This window comes from Alsobacter sp. P4_H11 (assembly GCF_056400925.1).
In genome coordinates this window covers 41,789-59,058 of the sequence record NZ_JBFUKI010000007.1, presented here as the reverse complement: position 1 = coordinate 59,058, position 17,270 = coordinate 41,789, and the positions used below count along the sequence as shown (strand labels likewise).

Here is a 17,270-nt window from a genome sequence, read left to right as displayed (position 1 = left end):
GCTCAGGGCGCCGAGGCGACCCGGCTGCCGCTCGCCAGGGGCGGGCCGCCGCCCGGCACCGAGTATTCGGCGCGCTGTGTCCCGCGCGTCACCCGGATGGTGACGGCTGCGTCCGCGTTGTTGGTCTGGCGGCCGAGGTCGGACGAGGACAGGCGGCGGCTCGGCCGCTCGCTCGTGTCGCCGGACTTGCGCAGCATGAGGCTGAGGCTGCCGACGCTGGCGGCCAGCGCGAGCTTCTGGCCGTCCGCCTGGTTGGCCTCCAGCGTGACGGCGTTGACGATCGAAGGCTTGTCGGTCTTGTCATCCGCCAACTGGCCGACCGCCAGCACGCGGGCGTTTTGCAGCACGACGTCCGAGAAGGCCTGCTGCGGCTGGCCGCCGTTTTCGCCAAGGCGAGGCTGCCGCGACAGGAACACGTCGACACGATCGCCCGGGAGCACGAAGCCGCCGACACCCACCACTTCGTTCACCGGCACCGTGACGGCGCCCATGTCTTCGTCGAGCAGGTTGGAGAGCGTGCCGCGCTGGCCCGAGCCGGTGATCTTGCCGGCCAGCACGGGTTCGTTCGGCTCCAGCGCGGAAAGAACCACGCGCTTGCCGCCGGCCAGCAAGGCCTTCACAGTCGGGAAAGCGCCGGGGGGCAGGTCGTCGCCCGACCAGGGAATTTCCCGCAGCCCACCGGTCGAGAGTTCGGCCCCGTAGCGCAGCGGCTTGGCGGCGACCACGATAGTCTTGAACTCCGGCGCGCGCGGGGCGACGATTTGCGCGACCCGCGAGTTTGCGGCGAAGCGTGACTGGATGATGCTGCGGCCGATCGCGACGGAGGCGCCTCCGGCCAGAACCGCCAAAACCAGCATCGTGACTACTCTGCCCTGCATGAGACGCGGCCCCGCATCGATCGTGTTCGCAGGACATCATCACGAGGGCTGAGTTGATCGTGTTACGGAAATCTTTCGTTTTTTAGATGAGCCAAGTTTCCGGGCATTGAAGCGCGGTGGCGCATGTAAAGCTCGACTTGGCGGGCCGCGCCGCGCGTCTTTCTGAGTGGCCACCTGACGCGCGGTGAAGAAGAAACACACGCGTAAGCTGCAATTTGAGGAGAATTTTAAGGTTCTCGGCCGAGGTTGAGCTTCTTTTTTCGTCGACGCCGGCGCCCGCCGGCCAAGCCAGGATAGCTCGCCCGTGAACCTGTTCCCGACTTCCGTCCGCGGCTACCTGCTGGCCACCATGGCGTGCCTCAGCCTCCCGGCGCTCGGCGCCGTCGGCTACCTGGCGGTCGACGCCATTCACGACATGCGGGAGAACCGGCGGCTCGCCGAGCTGGTGGCGGCCGACCAGGCCGTGCTTCTGACCGGCAACACCATCCGGACCAATCGCGGGCAGGCGCAGACCGCCATCCAGGTCGCGGACGATCCGCGCTCCACCATCGAGAAGGTCGAGCAGGCGAACGCCGCCGATATCGCGGCCGCGACGAGCCGGCTGGCGCAGACGGACCTGCCGGATCGGGCCGTGCTGGTCGCCGCCGTCGAGGCCGCCGCCAAGGGCGCGGCCGCCTTGATGCCGAGCGTCTACGCGGAGGGGGCAAAGCCCAAGGCGCAGCGCAGTCTCGCGCCCACGATGCCCTGGTACAACGCCGTCGGCGACGTCGAGGGCGCTCTCGTGAAGGCCTCCGACGCCACCTCGAACGCGGTGCGGCTCGGCGACCCGGTGCTGGCCGACCTGCAGGCCTTCAAGCAGGCCGGTTGGCGGGTGCGTTCGTCCTACGGCTCCACCTGCTCGCTGCTCCGGTCATCGATCGCGTCCGGCAAGGCGCTCGAGCCGGCGCAGTGGCGCGCGCTCGGCGAAGCGCGCGGCGCGGCGGGAGCAGGCGTCAGCCAGTTGCGGCAGCTCAGCGCCCGCGCGGGCGTTTCGCCGTCACTCGCCGGAAAGGTCGACGCCATGGCGGCGGCCGTGGAAGGCGCCAACAAGCGCATCGACGAGGCGCTCGGGAAGCTCGGATCGGGCTCCGGCCCGGTGGTGGCCGCCGAGGAGTGGACCCGGCTTTGCAACGCGCCCTTCGTTCCGATCCTGGCCGCCGTGCAGGAGTCCCTGGATGGCATGCAGGCCTTCACGCAGGCGCGCCTGGCCGAAGAGACCCGCAACTCGATTGCGCTGGGCGGCCTGTTTCTCGGTCTCATGCTGATGGCCGGGCTCACCTGGCGCGGCGTGCAGCGCCGCATCGCGACCCCGCTGGTGTCGCTGAAAGGCGCGCTGGACGTGATGCAGGGCGGCAAGTTCGACCAAAAGGTCCCGGTCGCCCCTTGCCCTGACGAAGTCGGGGCCCTCAGCACGGCGCTGGAGGCTTATCGGCAAAACGCCCTGGCGCTGGACGCCAGCCGGATCGAGCGGGAGACCGCGCATTTCGCGGACGCCGAACAGGCAGCGCGCGTTCAGGCGGTGGTGCGCGAGGTCGCCAAGATCGTGGCGGCGGCGCGCGACGGCGACTTTTCCGGCCGCGCCGATGCGGGCACGATCACGGGGCCGATGCGCGACCTCGTGGACGGCGTGAACGAGATCAACAGGCTCGTGAACGACGCCACGGAGGAGTTCGCGCGCGTGCTCGACGGGCTGGCGCAGGGTGACCTGACCCATCAGGTCCAAACCACCTATAACGGCCGCTTCGGCGAACTGAAGGACGCCCTGAACGGCACCATCGAGCGCCTGTCCGATACGGTCGCGACCATCCAGAACACGGCCGTGGAGAGCGGCAACTCGGCCCAGGAGATCAACGCCGGCGCGGACGACCTCTCGCGCCGGACCGAGGAGCAGGCTTCCTCGCTGGAGCAGACGGCCGCCACCACCGAGGAACTCGCCGCATCCGTGAAGGCGTCGGCGGCCTCTTCGCGGCAGGCCGTCGATCTCGCCGACGAGGCCAAGGCAGTCGCCGAAGAGGGCGGCTCCATCGTGCGGGACGCGATCATCGCCATGGAGAGCATCGAGGCGGCCTCGGCCAAGATCACGGACATCACCTCGGTGATCGACGACATCGCATTCCAGACGAACCTCCTCGCCCTGAACGCGGCCGTCGAGGCGGCCCGGGCCGGCGAGGCCGGCAAGGGCTTCGCGGTGGTGGCTTCCGAGGTGCGCACCCTGGCGCAGCGCTCCAGCCACGCCGCCAAGGACATCACGGCGCTGATCAGCACCTCCACGCAGGAGGTCGCCAAGGGCGTGACGCTGGTGCGTTCCGCCGGCGAGGCGCTCGGCAAGATCGTCGGAGCGTCGCAGCGGGTGGCCACCACCGTCACTGAGATCTCGACCGCCGCGGCCGAGCAGGCCAACGGCATCGACGAGATGAGCCAGGCGGTCGCGCACATGGACGAGATGACGCAGCAGAACGCCGCGCTGGCCGAGGAGAGCGCCGCCTCGGCGGCGTCGCTCGCCGGACAGATCCAGCGTCTCAACGACCTCGTGTCGGCGTTCCAGGTGCGTGGCGGGCGAGGCGGCGCCTTTGAGGCTCCCATGCGGGAGCCAGCCCCCAGGCTCGTGGCCGCCGGCGGACGGCGGGGCTGACGCAAGCCAAGGGCGTGAGTCGCGATAGGACCTTGCGGCTTCGGCTGACGGCGCGATAGTCCGGGGAGGTTAATCGCCGGACGAGGACCGCCATGTCGCCTGCTGACAACCCCTGCATCATCGCGGTGGCGATCACCGGATCGCTGCCCACCAAGGAGAACAACCCGGCGGTTCCGATCACGATCGCCGAGCAGGTGGAGAGCACCCACGAGGCTTTCGAGGCGGGAGCCTCCATCGCGCATTGCCACGTGCGCGACGACGCCGGCAAGCCGACCTCCGACCCCGACCGGTTCGCACGGCTGAAGGAGGGCATCGAGCGGCATTGCCCCGGCATAATCGTGCAGCTCTCCACCGGCGGCCGCTCGGGCGCGGGGCGCGAGCGCGGCGGCATGCTGCCGCTGCGGCCCGACATGGCCTCGCTGGCCGTGGGGTCGAACAACTTCCCGACGCGGGTCTATGAGAACCCGCCGGATCTGGTGGACTGGCTCGCCTCCGAGATGCTGGCCTACGACGTGAAGCCCGAGATCGAGGCCTTCGATCTCGGCCATGTCGTGCAGGCTGCGCGCATGCAGGCGGACGGGCGGCTGAAGGGCCCGCTCTACGTCCAGTTCGTCATGGGGGTGAAGAACGCCATGCCGGCGGACGAGCGCATCCTCGACATCTACATCGAAACGTTGCGGAGGTTGGCGCCCGACGCGCTGTGGTGCGCAGCCGGGATCGGGGCCAACCAACTCGTTCTGAACGAATGGTCGATCGCCCGCGGCGGCCACACGCGCACCGGGCTGGAGGACAATGTCCGGCTCGACCGTGATCGCCTCGCGCCGTCCAACGCCGCGCTGGTGCGGCGCGCCGCGGACATCTGCGAGCGGCACGGCCGCCCGGTCGCAACATGGCGGCAGGCGCGCGCGATCCTGGGATTGCGCACGCCGGCTTGACGCGTGGCGTTCAGCTGCCCTGGCGCCGCGAAGGCGAGATGGCGCGGCCCGCTCAGTCCCGATCCGGCGCGCCGAGCGGGAAGTAGCCGCGGAACGGACGCGCTTCCTCGACGCAGCGCGCGAAGCTCGGCCTTTCCAGCAGGCGAGCGCGGTAGTCCCGCAGGCGTCCGTAGCGCTCCGCGACTGGGTGCACCCAGTCGGCGTAGAACAGCGCCGGCGCGGCGGCGCAATCCGCCAGCGTGAATGCATCGCCGGCCGCCCAGGCGTCGCCCACGAGCGCGTCGTTCAGCCATGCGTAGGCGACGTCCAGCTTGCGACGCGAGTCCTCCAGGGTTTCGTCGAGGCGCGTCGGGTCTGGCCGGAGAGATTCGGCGACGGGCTTCTGCATCGGCGTCATCACGTGATTGTCGAACACCCGGTCGAGAAAGCGCACGCGGAGGGCGGCTTCGGGGTCGGCCGGGATGAGCCGCGCGGGCCCGGGATGGCGCCTGTCCAGGTGCTCTATGATGGCGGTGGATTCGGCCACTGTTTCGCCGTCGTCGACCAGCACCGGGAACTTGCCGAAGGGCCAGAGCGCCCGCATCTCGGCGCCGGCGGCGGGGTCTTCGAGCGAGCGGTACTCGAACGCAACGTCGCTCTCGTAGAGCGCCGTCAAGACCTTCTGGCAATAGGACGAGAAGGGGTGGGCAAAGAGCGTCAGCGCCATGGCGGTCTCCGGGCGGGGGCGTCCCGACGTCAACACCTAGCAGGCGCTTCCGCGATCCAGAAGCCTCCCGCGAGTGGCGCGCCCGTTCAGCCCGCGCTAACGTCACATTTCCTCGCCGGACCCGTCCCGATGTTGCAGCTGTCGCCCCGCCAAAACGAAATTGTCATGCTGGCGCGGACGCGCGGGCGGGTCAGCGTCGAGGACCTGGCGCTGCGATACGAGGTCAGCCCGCAAACGATCCGCAAGGACCTGAACGACCTGTGCGAGCAGCGCATCCTGTCGCGCGTGCATGGCGGGGCGGTGGTGGCCTCCAGCGTCGAGAACCTGGCCTATGAGGCGCGCCGTTTCATCGCCCACGACGAGAAGGTGGCGATCGGCAGGGCCGCGGCCGCGATGATCCCGGACAACTCCTCGCTGTTCATCAACATCGGCACCACCACCGAGGAGGTGGCGCGCCAGCTGCAGAACCACGCCGGGCTGCTGGTGATCACCAACAATCTCCATGTGGCGACGCTGCTGTATCCGCATCCCAAGATCGAGGTGATCGTGGCGGGCGGGCCGGTGCGGCGGTCGGACGGAGGCGTCGTCGGGTCGGCGGCGATCGACCTCATCGGGCAGTTCAAGGTGGATTACGCGGTGATCGGCACGTCCGCGATCGATCCCGAGGGGGCGTTGCTGGACTTCGATTACCGGGAGGTTCGAGTTTCACGCGCAATTATGGAAAATGCGCGCAAAGTGATGCTCGTCGCCGACTCTCTCAAATTCGAGCGGTCGGCGCCGGTGCGTATCGGGCATCTCCGCGACGTCGACGTGTTCGTGACGGACCGGGTTCCAGACGATTCGCTCCGCGATTTGTGCAGCCGGGAGGCCATCCAGCTTATCGAGACGCTTACGGAGGCTCCGGAAGGCGCCTCTGACCCGCTCGACTGATTTTCGCTTTCGGTTTCGTTTTGTCGTTGCACGCAACAGGATCAATCCCTAGGCTGCAACCAACGATCGAGAAGCCGATTTCGGGAGGCCAGCGCGTGACCGTCGAAACGTTCGACCTCGCCATCATTGGCGGTGGCGTCAACGGGACCGGCATCGCGCGCGACGCGGCCGGCCGGGGCGCTTCGGTCGTCCTCTTCGAGCAGCACGATCTCGCCAGCGCCACGTCGTCGGCCTCCACCAAGCTCATCCATGGCGGCCTGCGCTACCTCGAATATTACGAGTTCCGGCTGGTGCGCGAGGCCTTGGCCGAACGTGAGGTCGTTTGGGGGATAGCGCCCCATATCGTGTGGCCGCTGCGCTTCGTGCTGCCCCACCATGCGGGGCTGCGGCCATCCTGGCTGCTGCGGCTCGGCCTTTTCCTGTACGACACGATCGGCGGCCGCAAGCTGCTGCCGGCCACCCGCACGCTCGACCTGGCGCGCGATCCGGCTGGGCAGCCGTTGAAGCCTGAATTCGCCCGCGCGTTCGAGTATTCGGACTGCTGGGTGGAGGATGCCCGCCTCGTGGTGCTGAACGCCAAGGATGCGGCCGAACGCGGCGCTTCGATCCGGACCCGGACGCGGGTTCTGTCGGCGACACGCGAGAACGGGCTATGGCGGGTTGAAACCCAAGCCGCGACAGGCGAGCGCCTGACGACGCATGCGCGCGTGCTCGTGAACGCCGCCGGCCCCTGGGTGGCGGAGGTGGCCAACGCGACGCTCGGCTCCAATTCGCCGGCCGCCGTGCGGCTCGTCCAGGGCAGCCACATCGTGGTGCGCAAGCTGTTCGAGGGCGAGCAGTGCTACATCTTCCAGAACGCCGACAACCGCATCATCTTCGCGATCCCGTATGAGCGCGATTTCACGCTGATCGGCACCACCGACAAGGATTTTCAAGGCGATCCGACCAACGTCCAGGCCAGCCCGGACGAGATCCGATACCTTTGCGAAGCCGCCAGCGAATACTTCAAGGCGCCGGTGGCGGTGAACGACGTGGTGTGGACCTATTCGGGCGTTCGGCCGCTCTATGACGACGGCGCGTCCAAGGCCCAGGAAGCGACGCGCGACTATGTGCTGACGCTGGACGCGCCGCAGGGATCGCCGCCGCTGCTGTCCGTTTTCGGCGGCAAGATCACGACGTTCCGGCGCCTTGCCGAAGCTGCGTTGGCCAAGCTCGAGGGTCACCTGCCGGCGGCCGCGAAACCCTCCTGGACCGGAACCGCGCCCTTGCCTGGCGGCGACTTCTCGCGCGTCGGCTTCACCGCGCTGGTGGACGAAACGCGCAAGCGGCATCCCTGGCTGGACGCCGGGCTGGCGCGGCGCCTTGTGCGCGCCTATGGCACGCGAGCCGAGCGAATTTTGGCGGGCGCGAATGGGCCGGCCGATCTCGGCCGCGTCTTCGGGGCGGACCTGACGGAGCGCGAGGTGCGCTACCTGATGGACGAGGAATGGGCGGTGGAGCCCGCCGACATCCTGTGGCGACGCAGCAAGCTCGGCCTGCGGCTCGACAAGGGGCAGCAGGCGGAACTCGGCGCCTTCATGGCCGAACGTAGCGGCGCTTCGACCGGAACGCCCAGGAGGGTCGCCGCGCCATGAGCATCGTCCTCGAAGGCGTCGGCAAGGATGTCGGAGCCGAGACCCATCTCGACGGGATCTCGATGGCCCTCGAGAATGGCTCGCTCAACGTGCTGCTCGGCGCCACCTTGGCGGGCAAGACATCGCTGATGCGGCTCATGGCCGGCCTCGATGCGCCAACCCGCGGCCGCATCCTGGTGGACGGCGTGGATGTAACTGGCCAGCCCGTGCAGCGCCGCAACGTCGCGATGGTCTACCAGCAGTTCATCAACTACCCGTCCATGACGGTTTACGAGAACATCGCGTCGCCCTTGCGCGTCTCCGGCCGGGGCGCGGAGGTGGACGCCAAGGTTCGGCGGGCGGCGGCGCTGTTGAAGCTGGAGCCCTACCTCAAGCGCAAGCCGCTGGAGCTCTCGGGCGGCCAGCAGCAGCGCACCGCGATCGCGCGCGCGCTGGTGAAGGACGCCGGTCTCGTGCTGCTGGACGAGCCATTGGCCAATCTGGACTACAAGCTGCGGGAAGAGCTGCGCGAGGAGCTGCCGCGCATCTTCGCCGAGTCCGGCGCGGTGTTCGTCTACGCCACCACGGAGCCCTCCGAGGCGCTGCTGCTCGGCGGCAGCACCGCGACGCTGCATCAGGGGCGGGTCACCCAGTTCGGCCCGACGCCGGAGGTCTATCGCCGCCCCCAGGATCTCGTCACCGCCCAGGTGTTCTCCGACCCACCGTTGAACGTCGTCTCGGCCCGCAAGGCGGCGGGGCAGGTCACGCTGGAAGGCGGAGCGCCGATCCCGGCCGCAGGCGTGTTCGCGTCGGCGCCGGACGGAGACTACATGGTCGGGTTCCGGGCGCACCACCTGTCGCTGGAGCCCGCCGGCGAACATCCGATCGCGCTGCCCGCAACCGTGTCGGTGGTGGAGATCACCGGGTCGGAGAGCTACGTGCATCTCGAGGCCGGGCAGAACCGCTTCGTCGCCCTCGTGCCCGGCGTGCGGCGGCTCGACCCGGGGTCGCGTCTCACCGTTTATCTGGAGCCACGCCGGCTCTATCTGTTCGACCGGGCAGGCCGCGCCGTCGCGGCCGATGTCGCGCTGGCCGCGTGAGGAGCATCGCATGGCCCGCATCACGCTCGACCATCTCGCCCATAGCTACCACCCCAATCCGCAGGGCCCGCAGGACTTCGCCCTCAAGGAGATGAACCACGTCTGGCGCCAGGGCGGGGCCTACGCCTTGCTGGGCCCATCGGGCTGCGGCAAGACCACCCTGCTGAACATCATCTCCGGCCTCGTCGTGCCGACGCGCGGCCGCATCCTGTTCGACGACCGCGACGTCAGCACGTTGCCCACCGAGGCGCGCAACATCGCCCAGGTGTTCCAGTTCCCGGTGGTCTACGACACCATGACGGTGCGCGAGAACCTGGCGTTTCCGCTGAAGAACCGGGGCGTGGACGCCAAGACCATCCGCGCGCGCGTCGACGAGATCGCGGGGCTGCTCGACCTCACCCGTTCGCTCGACCAGAACGCGAGCGGCCTGACGGCGGACGCCAAGCAGAAGATCTCGCTGGGACGCGGCCTGGTGCGGCCGGACGTGAACGCCATCCTGTTCGACGAGCCGCTGACCGTGATCGACCCGCACCTGAAATGGCGGCTGCGCTCCACCCTGAAGGAGCTGCACCGCAAGCTCGACCTGACGATGATCTACGTCACGCATGACCAGACCGAGGCGTTGACCTTCGCGGACACAGTCGTGGTGATGCACGACGGCGCGGTGGTGCAAACCGGTACGCCCGACGAGCTGTTCGAGCGGCCCGAGCACGTGTTCGTCGGCCATTTCATCGGCTCGCCGGGCATGAACGTTCTGCCGTGCCAAGTGGACGGCGCAACCGCCTATGTGGACGGAATCGCCGTGGCGCTCGGGCGCGGTTATCCGAAGCTCCCGCAAGGCGGGCGCATCGAGCTCGGGGTGCGGCCCGAATTCGCCGTGCTGGAAGCTCATGGCGACGGCCTGCCGGTGCGCATCGCGCGGATCGACGATCTCGGCCGGACCCGCATCGCGCGCGTGATGCTGGGCGACCGCCCGATGGCGGCCACCGTGGGCGAGGACTCGGCGTTCGATTCCGACCGCGCCGTGCTGCGGCTCGATCCGGCTCGCATCCACATCTATGCGGATGGCCGCCGGGTCGACGGGGAAGGGGCCTCGGCATGATCAAGCCCGTCAACCAGAAAGCCTGGTTCCTGGTCGCGCCGGTGCTGCTGATCGTGGCCTTCTCGGCCGTGATCCCGCTGATGACGGTGGTCAACTACTCGGTCCAGGACACGTTCGGAAACAACCAGTTCTTCTGGAACGGGGTCGGCTGGTTCTCGGAGTTGCTGGACCGCAGCACGGACCTGGGCGGACGCTTCTTCGACTCGCTTGGTCGCAACCTGCTGTTCTCGGCCATCATCCTGGCCATCGAGGTGCCGCTCGGCATCGTGATCGCGCTGTCGATGCCGCGCGAGGGCTGGCGCGTGGCCGCCACGCTGGTGCTGATGGCGCTGCCGCTGCTGATCCCGTGGAACGTGGTCGGCACCATCTGGCAGATCTTCGCGCGCGGCGACATCGGCCTGCTCGGCGCCGCCGTGAACGCGCTCGGGATCGACTACAACTATGTCTCAAATCCGTTGCACGCCTGGATCACGATCGTGACCATGGACGTGTGGCACTGGACGTCGCTCGTGGCGCTGCTGTGCTACGCGGGGCTGAAGTCGATCCCGGACGCCTACTACCAGGCGGCGCGGATCGACGGCGCGTCGCGCTGGGCGGTGTTTCGCACGATCCAGTTGCCCAAGATGCAGCGCGTGCTGCTGATCGCCGTGCTGCTGCGCTTCATGGACAGCTTCATGATCTACACGGAGCCCTTCGTGGTGACGGGCGGCGGGCCGGGCAACTCCACGACGTTCCTGTCGATCGAACTCGTGAAGCTCGCGCTCGGCCAGTTCGATCTGGGAAAAGCGGCGGCGCTCTCCATCGTCTACAACCTGATCATCCTCGCGGTGTGCTGGGTGTTCTACACCGTGATGACGAAAGCCGACGCCAGAGCGGGAGCGGCATGATGCGCGGCGGCCGGGCCATCATCCTTCTCTACCTGCTCTTCCTGATGCTGCCGATCTATTGGCTTATCAATATGAGCTTCAAGACCAACGCCGAGATCACCAGCGTGATGACGCTGTGGCCGCATACGCTCACGTTCGACAACTACAAAAAGATCTTCACGGATCCGAGCTGGTACAACGGCTACATCAACTCGCTGAAATACGTGATCCTGAACACGATCCTGTCGGTCGGCTTCGCGCTGCCGGCCGCTTACGCGTTCTCGCGCTACCGGTTCCTGGGCGACAAGCACCTGTTCTTCTGGCTGCTGTCGAACCGCATGGCGCCGCCGGCCGTGTTCGCGCTGCCGTTCTTCAACCTGTACTCGGCGATCGGGCTGTTCGACACGCCTTGGGCGGTGGCGCTGGCGCACTGCCTGTTCAATGTTCCCCTGGCGGTCTGGATTCTCGAGGGCTTCATGTCGGGCGTGCCGCGCGAGATCGACGAGACGGCCGCGATCGACGGCTACTCGTTTCCGCGCTTCTTCCTGAAGATCTTCACGCCGCTGATCGCCAGCGGCATCGGGGTCGCGGCCTTCTTCTGCTTCATGTTCTCGTGGGTGGAGCTCCTTCTGGCGCGGACGCTCACCTCCGTGAACGCCAAGCCGATCGCAGCCACCATGACCCGCACGGTGTCGGCGGCCGGCATGGACTGGGGCGTGCTGGCGGCGGCGGGCGTTCTGACGCTCATCCCCGGCGCGCTCGTCATCTGGTTCGTCCGCAACTACATCGCCAAGGGCTTCGCCCTGGGGAGGGTCTGATGGATCTCGCCTGGATGGCCTGGACCTGGCAGACGGGCCTGTTCTTTATCGGCATCGCGTCCGCGCTGGCGCTGATGACCACGCTGGCGGCGGTGCGGCCGGAGCAGCCTCGCGTCGGCGTGCTGTCGCTGTCGACGACGCGAGGCGACCGCCTGTTCATCACGCTGCTTGGCAGCGCCTTCATCCACCTCGCCTGGCTCGGCATCGTCGGCCCGGACGTCTGGTGGGCGTCGGCCCTTTCGCTTTTCTACGCAGCGGCCGTTTTCCGCTGGGTTTGAGTTTCGGCGTTTCGCCCAAGACCGCCCAAAGGCGGCGCACGACAACGACAATCGAGATGGAGGAAACCAGATGAGCAAGCGCAGCAAAAGCGTTTGGATTGCGGGGGCGAGCCTGTTCGCCCTGACGCTCGGGGCCGGTTCCGCCCTGGCGGGGATGGACGAAGCCCGCAAGTGGGTCGACCAGGAATTCCAGCCTTCGACGCTGACCAAGGATCAGCAGATGAAGGAGATGGAGTTCTTCGTCAACGCCGCGAAGCCCTTCGCCGGCATGGAGATCAACGTCGTCTCCGAGACGCTGACCACGCACGAATACCAGTCCAAGGTGCTCGCCAAGGCGTTCAGCGAAATCACCGGGATCAAGCTCACGCACGACCTCATCCAGGAGGGCGACGTCGTCGAGAAGATCCAGACGCAGATGCAATCCGGCAAGAACATCTATGACGGCTGGATCAACGACTCCGACCTGATCGGCACGCATTTCCGCTACAAGCAGGCCGTGAACCTGACGGACTGGATGGCCGGAGAAGGCAAGGACGTCACCAGCCCGACGCTCGACATCGCCGACTTCATCGGCACGTCATTCACGACCGCGCCGGATGGCAAGCTCTACCAGCTGCCCGTGCAGCAGTTCGCCAACCTTTACTGGTTCCGGTACGACTGGTTCCAGCGTCCCGACTTCAAGCAGAAGTTCAAGGCCAAGTATGGCTATGAGCTGGGCGTGCCGGTGAACTGGTCCGCCTATGAGGACATCGCCGAGTTCTTCACCAACGACATCAAGGAAGTCGATGGCGTGAAGGTGTTCGGCAACATGGACTACGGCAAGAAGGATCCGTCGCTCGGCTGGCGGTTCACGGACGCCTGGCTGTCCATGGCCGGCAACGGCGACAAGGGCCTGCCGAACGGCCTCCCGGTCGACGAGTGGGGCCTGCGCATGGAGGGCTGCCGCACCACCGGCTCCTCGATCGACCGCGGCGGCGACACCAACGGACCGGCGGCCGTCTACTCGATCACCAAATACATCGAGTGGCTGAAGAAGTACGCCCCGCCGCAGGCGCAGGGCATGACGTTCGGCGAGGCCGGCCCGGTTCCCGCACAGGGCAACATCGCCCAGCAGATGTTCTGGTACACGGCCTTCACGGCCGACATGGTCAAGCCCGGCCTGTCGGTGATGAACCCGGACGGAACGCCGAAGTGGCGCATGGCTCCTTCGCCGAAGGGCGCCTACTGGAAGGAAGGCATGAAGCTCGGCTACCAGGACGTGGGCTCCGGCACGCTGCTGAAGTCCACCCCGGTGGATCGCCGCAAGGCGGCTTGGCTCTACCTCCAGTTCATCGCCTCCAAGTCGGTGAGCCTGAAGACCAGCCATGTCGGCCTCACCTTCATTCGTGAGAGCGACATCTGGGACAAGACCTTCACCGACCGCGCGCCGCAGCTTGGCGGCCTGATCGAGTTCTATCGCTCGCCCGCGCGCGTGCAGTGGAGCCCGACGGGCAACAACGTGCCGGACTACCCGAAGCTGGCGCAGCTCTGGTGGCAGAACATCGGCGACGCCTCCTCGGGCGCCAAGACCCCGCAGGCCGCCATGGACAGCCTCGCGGCCGCCCAGGACGCGGTGCTGGAGCGCCTGGAGAAGTCCGGCGTGCAGGGCGAATGCGGTCCGAAGCTGAACCCGAAGACCTCGGCCGAGGAGTGGTACGCGAAGGCCGAAAAGGCCGGCACCATCGCGCCCCAGCGCAAGCTGGCGAACGAGAAGCCGAAGGGTGAGACGATCGACTACGACACCCTGATCAAGAGCTGGCCGGCCACTCCGCCCAAGAAGGGCTGACGCCGATCTCCAGGGCCGGCCCTCCGGGGCCGGTTCTCCGTGTCACCAGAAGGCCGCGGCGGCGTCTCCGGACGCCTCGCGGCCTTTACGTTGATCATCGTCGTCGTGGATTTCACAGCCCGTGGCGTGCGTCGACGCACAGTGCGGCCCGCGCCGTGAGCGCAGCTTTCGCCTTCGAGCGGCCGGCCATCCCGCAGGCCGCAGTTCGGAGATCGCCATGACGCTTCGCCAGTTCATCATCGAGCGCGACATTCCCGCAGCCGGCACGATGGGCCGTGAGCAGCTTCAGCAGGCCGCCGGCAAATCCAACGACGTGCTCCGCCAGCTTGCCCCCGATATCCAATGGGTCGAAAGCTTCGTAACCGACGACAAGCTGTTTTGCGTCTATCTCGCCGACGATCCCAAGACGATCCGCAAGCATGCGGAGATCAGCGGGTTCCCGGCCACCAAGATCACCGAAGTCCGCAAGCGCATTGATCCGATGACGGCGGCTCGCTGACTGGGCGAAAGTGGCGCGGCGGCTCTTTCCGCCGCGTCAGCTGATGCGGCCGCGCGCCGCCACCGGCAGTTCGCCGATGACCTCGGCGCCGCGCACCGCGACGAGGCGGTCCACCATGTTGACCACCACGCAGACATGATTGGGCACGATCCGCACCACGTCGCCGACGCTCGGCCTGTCGTTGCAGGCGCGCAGGTCCAAAAAGCCGTGCTCCTCGGCGAATTGCGCGATGCGAGCCTCGGGGTGTTCGAGGATGAGGCCGTGGCCGTCCAGCCCGCCGCCGGTGTCGCTGGTGAGCGTCTTGGAGCCTGAATCCAGGATGCCGCGCTCCGGGCCGGCCCGGCTCACCACGGTGGCGTAGACCGTGAGGGCGCAATCCTCCAGCGTTGCCATGCCGGCACGCATCATCATGCGGTCGTTGAACACGCAGGTGCCGGCGCGGTGCTCGGTGACGCCCGTGATCTTGCCCAGATTGGCGAGATTGGGCGTGCCGCCCGACGAGATCGCGCGCGCCTCCAGCCCGTGGGCGCGCAGGCCGGCGAGCGCCTCGTCGAGAAACGCCTGCGTCTCGGCCATGCGGGTTTCTGGCGGATAAAGCATCAGCCCCGCGAAGGAGAGACCCGGCCGGCTCGCGATGTCGCGGGCCAGCGCCACCGCCTCGGCGGGCGTTTCCACGCCGGCGCGCTTGCGGCCGGTGTCGCACTCCACCATCACTTCCAGGTCGCGCCCGCCGATGCGCGCCGCCTCGGGCAGGCCCGCCACCACGGTATGGTTGTCGGCCGCGACCCGCATGCGCGTGGTCTGCAGGAGATGGCCGAGGCGGCCCATCTTCTCCTCGCCGAGCAGGTTGTAGGTGATGAAGATGTCGTCGAAGCCGGCCTGCGCCATCACCTCGGCTTCGCCGATCTTCTGGCAGGTGATGCCCTGCGCGCCCGCGTCGCGCTGCAGGCCGGCGATCACCGGGCTCTTGTGCGTCTTGATGTGAGGGCGATTGGCGACGCCGGCCGCCTCGCACATCGCCTGCACGCGCGCGATGTTGCTCTCCACCACGTCGAGGTCGATCACCACGGCGGGCGTGCCGAAGCGGCGCGCCACTTCGGCCTTCAATGTCGCGATACCGGCGTCCGCCATGGCGTTATCCTCAGTTGCGGATCAGCAGGATGGCCTCGATCTCGACCGCCATGCGGTTCGGGAGCGAGCCCATGCCGACGGCCGAGCGGGCGTGGCGGCCGGCCTCGCCCAGCACCTCGACGAGAAGATCCGAGCAGCCGTTGATGACTTTGGGATGATCGCCGAAATCAGGCTCGGCGTTGACCATGCCGAGCAGCTTCACGACGGCCTCGATGCGCGAGAGCTCGCCCAGCGCCTGCTTGGCTACGGCCAGCATGTTGAGCGTGGTCAGTCGCGCCTCGGCGTAGCCGTCCTCGATCGTCATGTCGCGGCCGAGCCGGCCGGCCTTGTAGGTGCCGTCCGTCCGCTTCGGGCCCTGGCCCGAGAGGTAGAGCAGGTTGCCGGCCCAGCGGAACGGCACATAGTTGGCCACCGGCACGGGCGCGCTCGGCAGCGTGAGGCCGAGGGAGGCGAGTTTCTCTTCGGGGGTCATGCGGGGCTCTCCTGCTGTGTCGATTTGAGCGGATCATGCTTGCGCCGTCATCCCCGGCGACCCGCGAAGCGGGTCGGGAAGGGGATCCAGGGGTGAGCGCGGCGGCCCTGGATCCCCTTCCCCTCCGCGGCTGCGCCGCTCCGGCCGGGGATGACGGCGTGCGAAACCGAGAACTGCTATCTCACCCTTCGTGCCAGAGCTTGCCGGCGATGACGACTCCCTTGGCGACCAGGCGCTGCTCGCCGCGCAGATGCTCGCCGGTGGAGTCCACATAGTCGTGCGCGCCGTGGTCGAGCGACAGGATGGAGGCGTCGCCGGCCGAGCCGGGCTTGAAGGTGCCGAGATCGGGGCGCTGCAGGGCGGCGGCGGCGTTCTCCGTCGCGCCCTTGATCACGGCCGGCAGGTCGACGCCGAGGCACAGGAACTTCGACAGCGTGGTGAGGAGATCGAAAGCCGGGCCGTCGATGCACAGCGCGTGGACGTCGCTCGAGATGGTGTCGGGCATGAAGCCGTTGGCCAGCATCACGCGCGCGGTCTTGAACGAGAACGACCCCATGCCGTGGCCGATGTCGAACAGCACGCCGCGCTCGCGCGCCTCCAGCACGGCCGGCAGCACCTTGCCGTCGCCGGTGGCGGGCGTGTTGGGGAAGGGGCGGAAGCAGTGGGTCAGGATATCGCCCGGACGCATCAGGGCGAGCACGTCCTCAAGGGTCGGCGGCGGCACGTCGATGTGCACCATCATGGGCATGCGGATGCGGTCGGCGACCTGCCGTGCGATCTGCAGGGGCACGAGCCCGGAATTACCCGACGCGTTCATGCCGACGCGCACCTTGATGCCAGCAAGCGTATCGCGGTTCGCCTCCGCGACCTCCACGGCGTCGATCGGCGCCATCAGGCGCAGGTCGCCGCTCTCGCCCACCATGATGCGCTTGGAGAAGCCGTAGATGCCGGCGAACGACACGTTGAGATACGCGATGATGCGCATCGGCGCCGGCTTGATGACGTGCTCCAGGAAGCCCGGGTAATTGCCCGGCCCGGCGCTGCCGGTGTCGATCAGCGTCGTCGCGCCGCCGCGCGCCAGCACCAGCGGATCCACGCCCAGCGAGGTGCCGCCCCAATACACGTGCGTGTGCAGGTCGATCAGCCCGGCCGTCACAATGCGGTCCGTCGCGTCGACGCGCCGCCCGGCCCGCGCCGCGAGGCCATCGCCGACGGCCGCGACTTTACCGCCCGAGAAGGCGACATCCGTGATGCGGTCGATCGACTGGGACGGGTCGATCACCCGGCCGCCGCTGACGACGAGTTCGTAATCCATGGCCTCAAACCTTTGTCGCGCGCCGCAGCGCTAGCGGAAAAAAGTTACATCCTCGCCGCTCTTGTGGTCAATCTCTCAAGGTTCCATTCGCCCGTAAACGTTGTTTGCACTGCAACATCGCGCAATAAGCG

Annotated in this window: 16 protein-coding genes; 11 read left to right on the top strand and 5 right to left on the bottom strand. The window is 67.8% G+C overall.

Annotated features, from left to right (window positions below; translation table 11 throughout):
• Window positions 1-2: 2 nt before the first annotated feature.
• Window positions 3-878: a Flp pilus assembly protein CpaB gene (cpaB, locus tag AC1DSZ_RS13765; protein WP_476838923.1), complete on the bottom strand. Its 876-nt coding sequence runs from the start codon at window positions 876-878 to the stop codon at window positions 3-5.
• Window positions 879-1,182: 304 nt separating this feature from the next.
• Here cpaB and AC1DSZ_RS13760 point away from each other — a divergent pair, with 304 nt between their 5' ends.
• Window positions 1,183-3,549, top strand: coding sequence for a methyl-accepting chemotaxis protein (locus AC1DSZ_RS13760; protein WP_476838922.1), 2,367 nt, complete (start codon window positions 1,183-1,185; stop codon window positions 3,547-3,549).
• A gap of 92 nt (window positions 3,550-3,641) precedes the next feature.
• Window positions 3,642-4,484 carry a 3-oxoadipate:acetyl-CoA acetyltransferase gene (locus AC1DSZ_RS13755; protein ID WP_476838921.1) on the top strand — a complete coding sequence of 281 codons (843 nt, stop codon included), beginning with the start codon at window positions 3,642-3,644 and terminating at the stop codon, window positions 4,482-4,484.
• A 52-nt stretch (window positions 4,485-4,536) separates the two neighbouring features.
• Here AC1DSZ_RS13755 and AC1DSZ_RS13750 read toward each other — a convergent pair whose 3' ends face one another.
• Window positions 4,537-5,190, bottom strand: a complete 654-nt coding sequence (locus tag AC1DSZ_RS13750; RefSeq protein ID WP_476838920.1) for a glutathione S-transferase family protein — start codon at window positions 5,188-5,190, stop codon at window positions 4,537-4,539.
• Between the two features lie 129 nt (window positions 5,191-5,319).
• Between AC1DSZ_RS13750 and AC1DSZ_RS13745 the strand changes: the two genes are divergently transcribed.
• From AC1DSZ_RS13745 to AC1DSZ_RS13705, 9 genes are all read left to right on the top strand, one after another.
• Window positions 5,320-6,120 carry a DeoR/GlpR family DNA-binding transcription regulator gene (locus AC1DSZ_RS13745; protein WP_476839162.1) on the top strand — a complete coding sequence of 267 codons (801 nt, stop codon included), beginning with the start codon at window positions 5,320-5,322 and terminating at the stop codon, window positions 6,118-6,120.
• Window positions 6,121-6,215: 95 nt separating this feature from the next.
• The gene (gene glpD / locus AC1DSZ_RS13740; RefSeq protein WP_476838919.1) at window positions 6,216-7,754 is read left to right on the top strand and encodes a glycerol-3-phosphate dehydrogenase; all 1,539 of its coding nucleotides are present in this window, start codon (window positions 6,216-6,218) and stop codon (window positions 7,752-7,754) included.
• Window positions 7,751-8,833 carry an ABC transporter ATP-binding protein gene (locus AC1DSZ_RS13735; RefSeq protein ID WP_476838918.1) on the top strand — a complete coding sequence of 361 codons (1,083 nt, stop codon included), beginning with the start codon at window positions 7,751-7,753 and terminating at the stop codon, window positions 8,831-8,833. The genes glpD and AC1DSZ_RS13735 overlap by 4 nt, the downstream gene beginning before the upstream one ends.
• Before the next feature lie 10 nt (window positions 8,834-8,843).
• Entirely contained in the window at window positions 8,844-9,935 is a 1,092-nt protein-coding gene (locus AC1DSZ_RS13730) for an ABC transporter ATP-binding protein (protein WP_476838917.1), read from the top strand.
• A complete protein-coding gene (locus AC1DSZ_RS13725; RefSeq protein ID WP_476838916.1) occupies window positions 9,932-10,822 on the top strand; it encodes a carbohydrate ABC transporter permease in 891 nt (296 codons plus the stop codon). Before AC1DSZ_RS13730 ends, AC1DSZ_RS13725 begins: the two co-directional genes overlap by 4 nt.
• A complete protein-coding gene (locus AC1DSZ_RS13720) occupies window positions 10,822-11,619 on the top strand; it encodes a carbohydrate ABC transporter permease (protein WP_476838915.1) in 798 nt (265 codons plus the stop codon). The genes AC1DSZ_RS13725 and AC1DSZ_RS13720 overlap by 1 nt, the downstream gene beginning before the upstream one ends.
• Window positions 11,619-11,897 carry a DUF2160 domain-containing protein gene (locus tag AC1DSZ_RS13715; protein ID WP_476838914.1) on the top strand — a complete coding sequence of 93 codons (279 nt, stop codon included), beginning with the start codon at window positions 11,619-11,621 and terminating at the stop codon, window positions 11,895-11,897. The genes AC1DSZ_RS13720 and AC1DSZ_RS13715 overlap by 1 nt, the downstream gene beginning before the upstream one ends.
• 154 nt (window positions 11,898-12,051) lie before the next feature.
• Window positions 12,052-13,722 carry an ABC transporter substrate-binding protein gene (locus AC1DSZ_RS13710; RefSeq protein ID WP_476839161.1) on the top strand — a complete coding sequence of 557 codons (1,671 nt, stop codon included), beginning with the start codon at window positions 12,052-12,054 and terminating at the stop codon, window positions 13,720-13,722.
• Between the two features lie 217 nt (window positions 13,723-13,939).
• On the top strand, window positions 13,940-14,221 hold the full coding sequence (locus AC1DSZ_RS13705; protein WP_476838913.1) for a DUF4242 domain-containing protein: 282 nt from the start codon (window positions 13,940-13,942) through the stop codon (window positions 14,219-14,221).
• Window positions 14,222-14,257: 36 nt separating this feature from the next.
• On the opposite strand, the gene AC1DSZ_RS13700 is transcribed toward AC1DSZ_RS13705, so the two are convergent.
• The 3 genes from AC1DSZ_RS13700 to AC1DSZ_RS13690 all read right to left on the bottom strand — a co-directional run bounded on the left by AC1DSZ_RS13700 (window position 14,258) and on the right by AC1DSZ_RS13690 (window position 17,139).
• Window positions 14,258-15,352, bottom strand: a complete 1,095-nt coding sequence (locus AC1DSZ_RS13700; RefSeq protein ID WP_476838912.1) for a D-TA family PLP-dependent enzyme — start codon at window positions 15,350-15,352, stop codon at window positions 14,258-14,260.
• Window positions 15,353-15,362: 10 nt separating this feature from the next.
• Window positions 15,363-15,824, bottom strand: coding sequence for a RidA family protein (locus AC1DSZ_RS13695; protein WP_188519369.1), 462 nt, complete (start codon window positions 15,822-15,824; stop codon window positions 15,363-15,365).
• Between the two features lie 181 nt (window positions 15,825-16,005).
• Window positions 16,006-17,139 carry an amidohydrolase/deacetylase family metallohydrolase gene (locus AC1DSZ_RS13690; protein WP_476838911.1) on the bottom strand — a complete coding sequence of 378 codons (1,134 nt, stop codon included), beginning with the start codon at window positions 17,137-17,139 and terminating at the stop codon, window positions 16,006-16,008.
• Window positions 17,140-17,270 lie beyond the last annotated feature (131 nt).